Origin of the sequence: Roseibium algae (assembly GCF_037783265.1) — a bacterium.
GTDB lineage: Bacteria > Pseudomonadota > Alphaproteobacteria > Rhizobiales > Stappiaceae > Roseibium > Roseibium algae.
The window spans coordinates 293,768-307,357 of the sequence record NZ_JBAKIA010000001.1; the positions used below are offsets into that span (position 1 = coordinate 293,768).

At 52.8% G+C, this 13,590-nt stretch carries 13 protein-coding genes; 3 read left to right on the forward strand and 10 right to left on the reverse strand.

Annotation, left to right across the window (positions count from 1 at the left end):
* Positions 1 to 403 precede the first annotated feature (403 nt).
* Positions 404 to 1,324 carry a metallophosphoesterase family protein gene (locus V6575_RS01345; RefSeq protein ID WP_340272194.1) on the forward strand — a complete coding sequence of 307 codons (921 nt, stop codon included), beginning with the start codon at positions 404 to 406 and terminating at the stop codon, positions 1,322 to 1,324.
* A gap of 30 nt (positions 1,325 to 1,354) precedes the next feature.
* Here V6575_RS01345 and V6575_RS01350 read toward each other — a convergent pair whose 3' ends face one another.
* Entirely contained in the window at positions 1,355 to 1,939 is a 585-nt protein-coding gene (locus tag V6575_RS01350) for a hypothetical protein (RefSeq protein WP_340272195.1), read from the reverse strand.
* A gap of 236 nt (positions 1,940 to 2,175) precedes the next feature.
* Between V6575_RS01350 and mtnA the strand changes: the two genes are divergently transcribed.
* On the forward strand, positions 2,176 to 3,282 hold the full coding sequence (gene mtnA, locus V6575_RS01355; RefSeq protein WP_340272196.1) for an S-methyl-5-thioribose-1-phosphate isomerase: 1,107 nt from the start codon (positions 2,176 to 2,178) through the stop codon (positions 3,280 to 3,282).
* A gap of 16 nt (positions 3,283 to 3,298) precedes the next feature.
* Here the strand turns inward: mtnA and V6575_RS01360 are convergent, their stop codons facing one another.
* A complete protein-coding gene (locus V6575_RS01360) occupies positions 3,299 to 3,907 on the reverse strand; it encodes a GNAT family N-acetyltransferase (protein WP_340272197.1) in 609 nt (202 codons plus the stop codon).
* Between the two features lie 132 nt (positions 3,908 to 4,039).
* Between V6575_RS01360 and V6575_RS01365 the strand changes: the two genes are divergently transcribed.
* Positions 4,040 to 4,282, forward strand: a complete 243-nt coding sequence (locus V6575_RS01365) for a hypothetical protein (protein ID WP_340272198.1) — start codon at positions 4,040 to 4,042, stop codon at positions 4,280 to 4,282.
* 40 nt (positions 4,283 to 4,322) lie between these two features.
* Here the strand turns inward: V6575_RS01365 and flhA are convergent, their stop codons facing one another.
* From flhA to V6575_RS01405, 8 genes are all read right to left on the reverse strand, one after another.
* On the reverse strand, positions 4,323 to 6,491 hold the full coding sequence (flhA, locus tag V6575_RS01370; protein ID WP_340272199.1) for a flagellar biosynthesis protein FlhA: 2,169 nt from the start codon (positions 6,489 to 6,491) through the stop codon (positions 4,323 to 4,325).
* 57 nt (positions 6,492 to 6,548) lie between these two features.
* The gene (gene flbD / locus V6575_RS01375) at positions 6,549 to 7,907 is read right to left on the reverse strand and encodes a sigma-54-dependent transcriptional regulator FlbD (protein ID WP_340272200.1); all 1,359 of its coding nucleotides are present in this window, start codon (positions 7,905 to 7,907) and stop codon (positions 6,549 to 6,551) included.
* A gap of 16 nt (positions 7,908 to 7,923) precedes the next feature.
* The gene (gene fliN, locus V6575_RS01380) at positions 7,924 to 8,262 is read right to left on the reverse strand and encodes a flagellar motor switch protein FliN (protein WP_340272201.1); all 339 of its coding nucleotides are present in this window, start codon (positions 8,260 to 8,262) and stop codon (positions 7,924 to 7,926) included.
* Positions 8,259 to 8,957, reverse strand: a complete 699-nt coding sequence (locus V6575_RS01385; RefSeq protein ID WP_340272202.1) for a FliH/SctL family protein — start codon at positions 8,955 to 8,957, stop codon at positions 8,259 to 8,261. Before V6575_RS01385 ends, fliN begins: the two co-directional genes overlap by 4 nt.
* Positions 8,958 to 8,992: 35 nt before the next feature.
* On the reverse strand, positions 8,993 to 10,042 hold the full coding sequence (fliG, locus tag V6575_RS01390) for a flagellar motor switch protein FliG (RefSeq protein ID WP_340272203.1): 1,050 nt from the start codon (positions 10,040 to 10,042) through the stop codon (positions 8,993 to 8,995).
* Positions 10,043 to 11,659, reverse strand: a complete 1,617-nt coding sequence (gene fliF / locus V6575_RS01395) for a flagellar basal-body MS-ring/collar protein FliF (RefSeq protein WP_340272205.1) — start codon at positions 11,657 to 11,659, stop codon at positions 10,043 to 10,045.
* A 366-nt stretch (positions 11,660 to 12,025) separates the two neighbouring features.
* The gene (sciP, locus tag V6575_RS01400; RefSeq protein WP_340272207.1) at positions 12,026 to 12,301 is read right to left on the reverse strand and encodes a CtrA inhibitor SciP; all 276 of its coding nucleotides are present in this window, start codon (positions 12,299 to 12,301) and stop codon (positions 12,026 to 12,028) included.
* Between the two features lie 619 nt (positions 12,302 to 12,920).
* Positions 12,921 to 13,586, reverse strand: coding sequence for a flagellar hook assembly protein FlgD (locus tag V6575_RS01405; protein WP_340272208.1), 666 nt, complete (start codon positions 13,584 to 13,586; stop codon positions 12,921 to 12,923).
* Positions 13,587 to 13,590 lie beyond the last annotated feature (4 nt).

The following is a 13,590-nucleotide window of genomic DNA, read 5'->3' on the forward strand; positions in this document are numbered from 1 at the left end:
CAAATAATTTGCCAGTGAAGTAAAGCCGTTAACGAGGCATGCGCTGGTTGCAGACCAGCCCCTGCGTTAAACCCACTACTCATTTTTTGTGAAGCTGCATATGTATTGCGCACACTGAATAAATTTCAGGCAGACACATTGCCGCTGGCATGGGCCATCGGGTCAACCAAAAAGAGTATAGATCATGCTTCGGGCATATTTCGCAAACCGTCGTCGTCGCCGCGCTTACAACTGGAAGCCTGCTGTTGATCTGAGCAATCCGCGTATCACAGCTGCTCTGACGACATTCGCCAGCAACTGATTATGACGAGCAGCTGGTGCTGTCAGTCGCATACGTGAAACTTTCGACTCGGCTCAGCGTTTTGGCTTGACGCCGAGGACCTTGCGTTCAAAATGCGTCACCATGCTAAAACTCGCACATCTGTCAGATCCGCACCTTGGGCCTCTTCCAGACCCCAAGCTATTGCAACTGTTCTCCAAGAGAATTCTCGGATATCTGAACTGGCGACGCAATCGTGCCAGCGCAATGACCGGAAATCATCTTGAACAGCTTGTCTCTGATATAAAGATGCAAAAACCAGATCATATTGCCGTCACAGGCGATCTGGTGAACATCGCACTTCCCCTTGAAATTATCGGAGCACGCGCCTGGCTGGAAGAGGTCGGGGAGAGTGACTTTGTCTCTGTTGTTCCAGGTAATCACGATGCCTATGTTCCTGGCGCTTTGAAAAAAGCGCGGACAGCTTGGCTCGATTACATGATTGGTGACAATAAAGAGCCACCCACGGACTCTGACGGTGAAGCTCACTTTCCCTATGTACGCAAACGCGGCGAGATTGCGCTTGTCGGCGTTTCGACCGCGCGCGCATCTGCCCCCTGGTTCGCAACCGGCCGTGTTGGCAGTGCCCAGGCACAGCGTTTGCGCACCACACTAGATCAGTTGAAAGACGAAGGCCTGTTCCGCGTCGTGATGATCCACCATCCTCCGTTCCGCAAGGCCACCCACTGGCACAAGCGGCTTTCAGATGCCTCACGCGTGCGCGCTGTCATCAAGCGTGCCGGAGCTGAATTGATCCTGCATGGCCACACCCATATCGACAGCCAGGCCGAAATTGAGGGCCCCAATGGCCCAGTACCGGCGATAGGCGTGCCCTCAGCAACGAACGCGCCCGGCGGTAAAAAGCCTGGAGCGCGTTACAATCTCTTTTCCATTGAACGGGTAAATGGCCAATGGTCATGCCGCTTTCAGGAGCGAGGTTTTACCGAAAAGGGTCTGCCCATTTCACAGATAGCTGATCGGGAACTGTTAATCCCCAGAACCTGACCCGGCTCGTCACGCACAAGAGCAATGCTCTTAAAACGGGTTGGCGAACCAAGCGTAGGCAACAAGGCTGCCAATGCCTGCCAGCATACCGACAATGAAAGTCGTGACAAAAATTAAGGCAGGGTGCCAACCTTTTCGCGCAGCCGTTTTGGCATCAGCATGTGATGAAGCCTGACTCAGGCGATTGTTTAACCAGTCACCTTCAAGCGCCTTTTCGCGCTCCAGAATACGTTCAGCAATATATTCGGTCAGGCAATCAGCCATGTCGTCCAGCTCTGCTGTCTCCAGAACAACAACACGACCAAGTCGGGTATCTTTCAAAAACCGATACGTCTTGCGATCACTGCCAACGACCACATGGCTGGTGACATCAATCCACAAACGAGACGTGGAGCCTGCCATGATTTGCAGAGAGAATTGATCGTCGTCTTCCGGAATTTCCTTGAAGACATCTTTCATTTCTTCGCAAAGAAGTTCCAGACGCGCCCGTTCAGTGTCCTGAAGCTCAACCACAACGTCAGATCTTTCGACTTCGCCAAGCTGAACCTTGCGGATCGCCTCCCGAAGAGACCGCACCCGCGTATGCGGCACTACGTTATCCTGCATTTCAGACATGGGTTGTCCGACTCCGTTAAACTTCGTGTTAAGTATATTCTTAACCAATTCTTACGAAGGCGGAACCAGAACAACCTGCGCTCAAGCGGTCATCCACCGACATTCCATCCAAAATGGTTAATGAAGATTAACCCATTTACCGCCGAAATGCCAGAAGCTGAGAGCTGACTGTTGCGTCAGCAAGTGGCATGTGAACAATCACTGCCAATCGGGAAACAATCGGAAGGTAGCTTGGGATGTTGGTGAATGGAGAAAAGTACCGCACAATCTGGCTGGCGGAAGATGGCTGGGCTGTACATATCATTGACCAAACCCGGTTTCCCTACGCCTTCGAAATCATCCGGCTGGAAACATTGCAGCAGACCGTACATGCGATCCGCGAGATGCAAGTGCGCGGAGCACCGTTGATCGGGGCAACGGCGGCCTACGGCATATGTCTGGCCATGCGGGACGACACATCTGACAGTGCCTTGATGGGAGCATCAGCCGCTCTTCTCGAAACCCGCCCCACCGCTGTGAACCTCAAATGGGCCCTGGACTTGATGCTGAAAGCCCTTTTGCCCATAGATCCCGAGCAAAGAATGGCGCGCGCCTACAGTCTTGCCAACCAGATCTGCGACGAAGACATCGCAACAAATATGGCAATTGGGCTGAATGGTGCAGAGATCATCGCCAACATCGCGCGGACAAAAAAGCCTGGCTCAAGCGTCAACATTCTAACGCACTGCAATGCTGGCTGGCTCGCGACAGTGGATTGGGGCACCGCAACAGCACCAATTTACATGTCACATGACAGCGGCGTTCCAGTGCATGTCTGGGTGGATGAGACGCGCCCGCGAAATCAGGGCGCCTTTCTCACCGCATGGGAATTGGGCCAGCACGGCGTCCCCCACACAGTCATCGTTGACAATGCCGGAGGCCACCTGATGCAACACGAAGAGGTTGATCTCGTCATCGTTGGAACAGATCGGACGACCTCAAGCGGCGACGTCTGCAATAAGATCGGGACATATTTGAAAGCGCTCGCCGCAAAAGACTGTGGCGTTCCATTTTATGTCGCCCTGCCCTCATCCACCATAGACTTCACGCTTCAGGACGGACTGAAGGAAATCCCGATTGAAGAGAGGAGCGGAGATGAGGTCAAGCGCATCACAGGCAGAAGCAAAACGGGTTCGATCGAAACAATCGAAATTGTCGCCCAAGGCTCGCATGTTGCCAATCCTGCCTTTGACGTCACCCCAGCGCGCCTGGTGACCGGGCTGATCACCGAGCGTGGCGTGCTTGAGGCTAATCGTCAGTCAATCATTACCGCATTTCCGGATCGGGTAGCTGCACCAAACTGACGCCGATAACATTCGACTACTCAATGACAGGAACGTGAGGTCCTGCAGTGCGTGGCAAGTGGCCGCTGCAACGCGGATCATCAACCACTTCAACTGCCCGTTTGAAAGCGCGATAACCGCAGGATTGATAGAAGTGGATCGCCTGCGGGCTATCGCCTGTGCAAGTGTGCAACCACAGCCGCTTGGTCTCGGCTCGTGACCAGGCGATTTGAACGGCATTTGCCATCAGCCATCGCCCTTTTCCGGAGCCAATTGCCGATGGAACGAGGCCAAAATATGCGACCTCGACGTTCTGAGGATCTTTGAATGACAACTCAAGAAGTCCCACGCGTTTTCCGTCAATCATGGGGCAGTAAATCTCGCAATGCGGATCATTCAGCTTTTTATCCAGTGCTTCATCGCTGATCACAAGACGCGAGAACCAGAGCCATTCCTCACCAATTTCACGGAACAACGCCTTGAAGGCAATCCGGTCTGGCCGCTCCCAACACTCCAAATGGATATCGTTACGCGAGGTGCTACCCAACGAGGCCTTTTCCAGCATTTCAAGATAGGTCACAACATAGGCCAACTTCCCTTTGGGAAGATCCGTGTAACCATTTAGGCTGAGGTCTATAGTTGACATTGAAAACTCCAAAAATTTTGATCGCAACAAGCCATCCACTGATCAACCTGTCAACCGTTTCAGGGCACGATGAAAACGTCAAAATGCAAGGCTTTAACGGGCTGTTAACCCTACTGCTCGAATATTAGAAACATGGCAGCTATTGGAAACAATTACGCAAAACGGAACGAGCGCCCCAAGCGGAGCGAGATCAACAAGGCATGGGCGGCAAAACGCAGCAAGGCGGTCCAACAAGGCCAGCAACTTCGCAGCACAGTCAGCAACACGGTTTTCAGTACAACTGTGAATGCATCGGCCCAAGCTGTGAACAATGCCCTTAAAGGATCATATTCGTCGAACGCTGCTGCCCTCTCCAGGCTCAACATTCTGGTCTGAACCAGCGCAACAGACCAAACGAACATCTCAGGCAGCTTCCCTAAATTGAACCAATCGTCTTGAGTTTCACGCGAGGATGAACCTCGCTCTGGCTCATGACCGTGCTATGAGCCCGGAACCGTTCAACAATCGAACGAACGAAAGGACGGGTTTGAGGGGAGGTCAAAAGCACAGGAACTTCTCCCTGTTGAGCTGCGGCTTCAAAAGCATCGCGCACTTTGCCGACAAACTCTTGCAGCTTGCTCGGCGGCATCGCGAGCTGTTTGTCATCTCCCTCACCCACAATGGATTCCAAGAAGGCTTGCTCCCATTTGGGGGAAAGTGCGACCAGCGGCAGATACCCGCCAGGCGCAAGATTAGAAGCACAAATCTGACGACCAAGGCGACTCCGTACATGCTCGGCAATGGTACTTGTGTTGCGCGTCATGCCTGCAGCTTCCGAAACCCCCTCAAGGATAGTCCCAAGGTCCCGAACGGACACGCGCTCACCCAGCAAGGCCTGTAGAATACGCTGGATCCCGGACACCGTGATCTGTGACGGAATGAGATCATCCACAAGCTTCGCCTGTTCGCCCTTCAGTTCTTTCAGGAGGTTCTGCACATCGCCATATGTGACCAGCTCACCGACATTGCCCTTGATCGTCTCTGTGAGATGCGTTGACAGCACAGTCGCCGGATCAACAACAGTATAGCCGCGCAGAGAGGCATCTTCACGGTATTGGCTTTCAACCCAGGTTGCAGGCAAACCAAAGGTTGGTTCGGTCGTGTGCGTGCCTGGCAACTTGACCTGTCCTCCGGACGGATCCATGACCATGAAGTGGTTCGGATAGAGAAGGCCCCGTCCAGCCTCAACTTCCTTCACCTTGATCACATAGTCATTGGCACCAAGCTGGATATTATCAAGAATACGCACCGGAGGCATGATAACCCCCATATCGCCAGCGATCTGGCGACGCAAAGCCTTGATCTGCTCAGTTAGCTGATCTCCGCCGCTTTGATCCTTGCCGTTGATGAGTGGCAGCAAAGCGTATCCAAGCTCGATACGCAGCTCATCCATCTTCAACGCATCGGTGATCGGAGGCTCAGGAACAGGCTTGGGCGCCGTATCGATAGCCTGTTTCTTGGCTACGACAGCCGCAGCGTCCTTTTGCTTATTCGTTGCATTGAAGGCCAACCATCCTGCCAGGGCAGCAAGCCCGACAAACGGTATCATAGGCATGCCAGGCATGAATGACAGAACCAGCATCACTGCAGCCGACATACCAAGTGCCTTTGGGTAGCCTGTGAACTGAGCAACCAGCGCCTTGTCGGCCGCGCCCTGAACACCAGCCTTGGACACGAGAAGACCGGCCGCAGTCGAAACAATCAGCGCCGGGATCTGCGACACAAGTCCGTCACCGATGGTCAACAGCGTGTAGTTATTGGCAGCCTCTGAAAACGACAGATCCATCTGCGCAACGCCGATGAAGATCCCGCCAAGGATATTGATGAATGTGATCAAAAGCCCGGCAATCGCATCACCGCGAACGAACTTCGAGGCACCATCCATGGCACCAAAGAAAGAGCTTTCGTCTTCCAGGTCCCGGCGTCTTTGCCGCGCTTCGCCTTCTTCGATCAAACCAGCAGACAAATCCGCATCAATCGCCATCTGTTTACCGGGCATAGCATCAAGGGTAAAGCGCGCGGCGACTTCAGCGATACGTCCAGAACCCTTTGTAATAACAACAAAGTTCACGATCACCAGGATTGCGAAGACGATGATACCAATGACAAAATTCCCGCCCATGACGAGATTACCAAAGGACTGAATGACATTCCCCGCCGCCGCAGTCCCCTCATGACCATTGGCCAGGATCAACCGCGTCGATGAAATATTCAAACCAAGCCGCAGCATAGTTGCGATCAACAGGACTGTCGGAAAAGACGAGAACTCGAGCGGCTTCTGAATAAAAAGCCCCGTCATCAGGACAAGGACGGAAAAAATGATAGACACCGCCAAGAACATGTCCAGCATCACCGGCGGCATTGGCAGGATCATCAACGTCAGAATGATCAGGACGCCAACAGCAAGGCCCGTATCTCCACGTTTCAGGACGGAGATGATTTCCGTAAATGACGGCAGCTGAGAGTTCGACGCCACAGGTACGGGGGCACCGCCGACAGGCACTGTAGTCACGTCCCGATTTTCACCCGCTGTCGTATCCGACATTCACTACCCCTGACCGCAACCAAAAAACGGTCTCTTCCTGCTAAACTAGAACGTACATCACATTGCAGAGCGCACTTCACCAGGCCCCGGAACTCCGAGCCCCTCATCCGTATATTGATTCAGCTTGTTGCGCAGCGTCCGGATCGATATTCCCAAGATCTTTGCAGCATGTGTCCTATTGCCCAGGCAATGATCCAGCGTATCCAGGATCAAATCTCGTTCCATGTCGGATACGGTGCGACCCACAAAGTTTCTGGAAACAGCTTCCGCTGTCTGAGCAGCCCGTTCTGCTGGGCCCTTCGTCACAACAATAGGACTGCCGTCCGGCAGCCTGATTGCCTCAACGCCAATCTCATCACCATGTGCAAGCAAGACGGCGCGATGCATGGTGTTTTCCAGCTCGCGAACGTTGCCCGGCCAAGGGTTGACCGCCAATGCCTGCCTGGCTTCAACGGAGAGCGGACGCACTGCAACACCATTGGCTTCCGCGTAATGTCCAACGAAAAATTTCGCCAGTTCCAGAACATCAGCCGGACGCTCCCGCAAAGGCGGCAGCTTCAGGTTCACAACATTCAAACGAAAGAGAAGATCCTCACGAAAGGCTCCCTGACGAACACTCTCCGCCAGATCCCGATTGGACGTAGCAAGAATGCGGATATCCACGGGAACAGGACGTGTACCGCCGACACGGTCGATCACCCGTTCCTGAATAGCACGTAGCAGCTTTGCCTGCAGGCGCACATCCATTTCGGAAATCTCATCAAGCAGCAACGTGCCACCATCAGCCTCCTCGAACTTTCCGATCCGGCGCGCTACAGCGCCTGTAAAAGCACCTTTTTCATGGCCAAAAAGTTCAGACTCAAGCAGATGTTCAGGAATCGCGGCACAGTTGATCGAAATGAATGATTTGCTGGCCCGATTGGACGACTTGTGAACGTGACGAGCGATCACTTCCTTGCCCGTACCCGATTCCCCAGTGATCAGAACGGATGCATCTGACGGAGCGACCTGCTCTGCCAAACGAACAACAACGGCCATTGCCTCATCCCGGTAGATGAGATCGCCGCGCTCCTGGGCAACTGCTGCCAGGACAGCTGCAATCATCTCGGCATCAGGCGGCAGCGGAATGTATTCCTTGGCCCCTGCACGAATAGCAGAGACGGCTGCCTGGGCATCAGTCTCAACGCCACACGCCACAATCGGCACATGAACCCGCTCGTTCTGCAGTTTCAGCAGCAGCCCGGCAATATCAAGGCCGACATCGACCATAAGAAGATCAGCACCACGTCCGGAGCGAAGCTCCTTCATGGCACTTTCCACATCATCAGCTTGCACGACCTTCGCGCCGCGTTGCATGGCAATTTGGGTCGCTGCGGTGAGCTGACCGCCCAGGGTACCAACTATCAAAAGTCTCATGGTCGGTTCCTAATCCTCAACGATCCGTCTTGATGATTTCAGTCATAGTCACGCCAAGCTTGTTCTCGACAAGCACGACTTCGCCGCGGGCGACAAGACGATCGTTCACATAAATATCAATTGCTTCTCCGACCTTGCGGTCGAGCTCCAGGACCGTGCCAGACCCAAGTTTCAAGAGTTCCGAAACATGCATCTTGGAATGCCCAAGAACGGCTGAGATCCGAACTGGGACGTCGAATACAGCCTCTAGATCGCCAGCGGAGTTAACACTGTTCGCACTGGTGTCATCACCGTCTCTCCGAGCGGGAGCCTCAAGTTCATCAAGCGGGATGCCGGTTTCCTGTTCGTCGCTCATGCGTCAGTATCCTTTGCAGCAGCTGAACTGTCAGCTTCCTGCGTCTTGTTCACCTTGTTAGCCCGGGCCTGAAGATATCCCCGGATACTGCCATCAATCTGCTTTTCGAGCGCCTTGCGATTTCGCAGAATACCCCCGTCAGCCCATTCGATTTGGCAATCGCCTCGCGCGAGATCAGCTTCCCCAAGTATGACAAGTCGTCCCTCAAAGCCTTTTTCATCAACGATGGGATCAACCCGTTTCTTGAGGCCCTCCACATCCTTCTCATTCACCCGGATCACCAGATGCGGAGCCCGGCGTAAAGGTCCCAAGCATTCCGTAACCAGTGCAACGGTCTCAGCAAGCGGCTGCCGGGCCAGCAAGTGGGCGCAAAGACGGCGGGCAACCAGGAAAGCCAAACCGACAGCGTCTTTTTCCTGCTTCGCCTGCACTTCATCCAGCTGTCCAACAACATTCATGCAGACCTGAACCAGTCGCTGCACTTCATCGGTCAGAAGCTTTTCCTGCGTCCCTACCAGGTCACTCAGCGCCTCAGCACGCCCGGCCTCAAACGCCTGCTTCTTGGCAGTAGCCAGCAATGCCTCATGCTCAGAGCAAGGCATCATCGGAATTTCAGGCTCCACAGGAGCTTCCACAACAGGCTCCTCCGGCTCCGAAAAATCGACCCCAAACAGGAACTTGGATGGGCTGGTCATTCTACCCATAACTTTAACGTCATTGACTTCCTGCATTAATAAATGATCTCGTCATCGCTCTTGGATTTGGAAATCATGATCTCGCCCTTAGCAGCCAGATCCTTAGCTGTATTCACCATGCCGGTTTGAGCTTCATCCACATCACGCAACCGCACCGGCCCAAGGGCCTCCATATCATCCGCCAGCAGCTTCGCAGCGCGTGAAGACATATTGCCAAAAAAGAACTCTCTGGCCGCGTCCGTAGAGCCTTTGAGAGCGATACCCAAACGATCCTTTTCGACATTCCGCAAAAGTGTCTGACAACTCGCAGCGTCCAGTTTCAACAGATCGTCGAAAGTGAACATCAATGTCTTGATACGATCTGCTGCTTCGCGGTTTTCTTCTTCCAGAGCAGCCAGGAAGCGAGCTTCCGTCTGCCTGTCGAAGTTGTTGAAGATGTCTGCCATCATCTCATGACTGTCACGCCGGGATGTGTTCGTCAGATTTGACATGAACTCAACGCGAAGTGTCTGCTCGACCTTTTCCAGAACGTCTTTCTGGACCGCATCCATACGCAGCATCCGGCTCACAACTTCCAGCGCGAGCTCTTCAGGCAGAATGCCAAGCACTCTGGCAGCATGTTCAGAGTTGATTTTTGACAACACCACCGAGACAGTCTGAGGATACTCGTTTTTAAGATAGTTCGCCAGAACGTTCTCCTGAACGTTCGACAGCTTCTCCCACATATTACGCCCGGCAGGCCCCCGGATCTCCTCCATGATGATGTTTACCCGATCATCAGGAAGAAACGAGTTCAGCAGGCGCTCTGTCGCGTCCACGTTTCCTGTAAGCGCGCCTTTTGATGTAATCTTGCGGACAAAATCTATGAACAGATTCTCAAGCATGCCCGGCGTAACAGGACCAAGGTTCGCCATGGCCGTGGAGACCTGCCGAACTTCGATCTCATCAAGTTTATCCCAGATCGGCTTGCCGTGCTGCTCACCAAGCGACAGCAGCAAAACAGCCGCACGCTCAGCCCCTACAAGCTCTCGTTCCTGTTGATCAGCACTAACCGTCAGGTGTTGTTGAAGTGCATCGCCAGCCATCTATGCCGCCTGGTCCAGCCAACCGCGAACGATTGTAACTGCCTCAGTTGGGTGTTCCGCAATCATTTCACCAACCTTTGTGATTGAACTGGCCTGCATGGCACCTTCTGCTTTGGCCTCTTCAAGCCATTCGATCCTGAATTCGTCTTCTTCATCAGCGGCATCAGCCGGCATATCTGTCTCAGCTATCAGCATTCCATCCGGGCCGATAACCAATTCCTGTGGCGAGCGCTCTTCCGGTGTCACAATGCGGCGGAGCAACGGACGCACCACGAAGAGAAGCAAGAGCAGGGAGATCAGAAGCAGCACGCCCAGCTCGGCAAAGCGCATGATGTCGCTACGTGTGAAGTCAAACAGGCCATCGCTGATCTCTCCCATGTCGGCAGGCGGCGGCAAGGCGAACTGAAGATTTACAACCTCGACAACATCCCCCCGCGTCTCATCAAAGCCAACTGCTGAGCGCACCAGAATGGCAATCCTGTCGAGTGTTTCCTGAGTGCGGGGAGCGTAATTAACCTCACCGTCTTCATTTGGCTCGTAAAGACCGTCAACAAGAACCGCCACAGACAACCGTTTGATCTGACCCGCCTCAACAACCTGGGTCCTGGTCGACTTGGAAATTTCGTAATTCACAATCTCTTCGGTCAGGCTGGTCTCGTCGCGATCTCCAGGCTGTTCATTCGCATCGCCACCATTGGGCAGTTGGTTGTCGACTGTGACCTGGTTCTGCGCATCGACACTGCTCGTGGCTTCTTCCTTGGACTGTGTGGAGCGAACAACCTGACCATCCGGGTCGAACGTTTCCGTTGTTTCAGTCGTCCGGTTAAAATCAACGTCAGCAGATACCCGAACGCGGGCACGGCCAGGACCTACGATACTGTTCAGGATCTCCTCGATCTGATTACGCAAACGAGATTCGACACCAACAATCCGCTCTTGCAAGGACGTGGAAACCACGCCTTCCGCATCATTATCGTTCCCGGAAGCCAACAACCGGCCTGTTTCATCAACGATCGACACCCGCTCCGGCGTCAACCCGTCGACCGCAGTAGCAACCAGATGCTGAACAGCCCGGATCTCGCCAGCCCCAAGAGCTCCACGCACATTCAAAACAATGGAGGCTGAAGGGGGGCGCCGATCCCTCTGGAACAGCTGACGTTCTGGCATCACAAGATGCACTCTGGCGGAGTTTATTCGATCCAAAGAGGCGATTGTCCGGGACAATTCCCCCTCAATGGCTCGCAACCGATTGATGTTCTGTACGAAGCTTGTGGCGCCAAGTGTATCTGTACGATCAAAAATCTCATAACCGATGGATCCACCGGTCGGGAGACCATCTTCTGCAAGCCGCATCCGAAGGCGCGCAACCTGCTCTGCAGGAACCATGATGGTACTTCCATCACCCTTGAGCACGAAGGGAACTGCGAGGGATTCCAGCTGATTAACAATCGCTCCAGAATCTTCAAGCGTAAGATCCGAATAAAGTTGCGTCATCTGGGGAGCGGTCACCCGAAAGATTATCAGTGCAAAGACGCCAATCAAAATCGCCGCAACTGCGCCCATAGCCGCAATTCGGGTTGGTCCCAGCGTTTTGATAAATTCTATAAGTCCGTTCACGTAGCCGCTCGCAATTATCGCCCCACCCAGAACCCAAATGGATCCCGATTGGCAACACACACGTTAACCAATAGGCAAAATTTGCCGCCAAGGAGGTTAACAAGAAGTTAACGCGCGTTAACGAGCCTAGTCGGATCGACACATTTCCGCCATTTACGTTTATGCATTTTGCAACTCAGGTGGGGAAAAACTGCCGCAACCATTAACCTTTTGGCAAACAAGAAAGTTCTACGGACTTAAAAAGCACAATTCGAAGCACCTCACAGGCACCAACGACTCAAAAAAACGAAAAAGGGCAGCACAAAGCCGCCCCATTCAACATGCGAAAATAACTTCACAATTCACCGGCTCGTCAGACCAGACCAGCTAGTTTCGGTACTGCTGAACCCGCGTAGCGCGAAGTCCGGCTAAACCGTGTTTTTCAATAGAGCTTTGCCACGACAGAAACTCCTCAACCGTCAGCGTATACCGCTGACAGGCTTCTTCTAATGATAAAAGACCACCGCGAACGGCTGCAACCACTTCTGCCTTTCGCCTTATCACCCAACGCTTTGTCGACGTTGGAGGAAGATCGGCGATCGTTAAGGGGCTGCCATCAGGTCCGATGACATATTTTACACGCGAACGAATTTGTTCGGCCATTTGACTCTCACACTAACCATGACCAAGGCTTATTGTGAGATTACCTACAGCTGTTTAAAATTTAGCTAAGCAGGCATAGAGATATTGTTAACTATAAAAATCAGAATCAATGAATAGAACTTAATAAAAACACGCGGAAAGATCTAATAGTCTTAACAAAAATCACAGTCGGTTAACTTTAACCCCACCTCCTCGCATTATGCGAGGTATATAGGATTTGCTAACGATAAGGCGAAGATTCAGGATGGCATATTTAAATGGAGATCGCAGACCTCAACAGCCTGTCTAGCCATCTGAATCTCTTTAAATAACGAGAAAATGTCGCAATAACGGCAAATATCAGCAAGAGAGGAGCCGATAAAGCGGACTTATCGTCTCATTGACCTCCTGCTGAGCACCTTAATAAGCAATCAGCACGACATCCGAAGTCTACGCTGCAATTAAATTTCGGGGCACCACAGGGCCAAAGCCGCAAACGCGATCTCCATTTGCATGACCGCTTTCCAGCACATGACATCCTTATCTATCAAAAACCCGCCAAGTTCCTTACGCAAACGCAAAATGGCCCGAACGATAAGTTCAGGCCCGTTAAGCATCTTTCAAAATGAGAACCCTGCTCCTAAGCGGCTCTGGTCACCGATTTTACGGCTCCAATGGGAACCCGAACATCACCAATATTCAAAAAAGCGACCCCACCCGTAAAATCAACCGTGTCGACCGTTCCTGTAATATCTGTCGAAATACTCTCTGTATTTCCTGTTCCATCCTGGACATTAAAGGCAACAGTATAAGCGCCCTCAGGAGCATCCACACCTGAATCAGTCTGGCCATCCCATGTATAGCTCCCGGAGCCAGCATCAAGCTCAACAGCACCAGCGTAAACAACAGCACCGGCAGTGTTTCTAATCTCAACAGTTCCAGATGAAGCCTCGTCTGCCGTATAATCCCAAGTGGCAGAGCCGTTGGACAACGTTGTAGTGCTCCCAATGGCCGACACCTCAGAGCCGAGGTAATTTACATAGGCATAAGCTTGGTTTGATTGGTTCATCGCAACCATTTGCTCAAGGTATTTGTTGGTCTGAATCGACTGTTCAACGGATGAATATTGCACCAGCTGGTTAGTATATTCAGCTGAATCCAGAGGATCTAGCGGATCCTGGTTCTGGATCTGCGTCGTAAGCAACGACAAGAACAGCTCATAATTGTCCGTCAGCCCGGTCGTGGAAGCAGTCGTTGATGATGCACCGCCCGTTGCGGCGCCGGTAATCGTTGCTAAGTCCGCCATACTA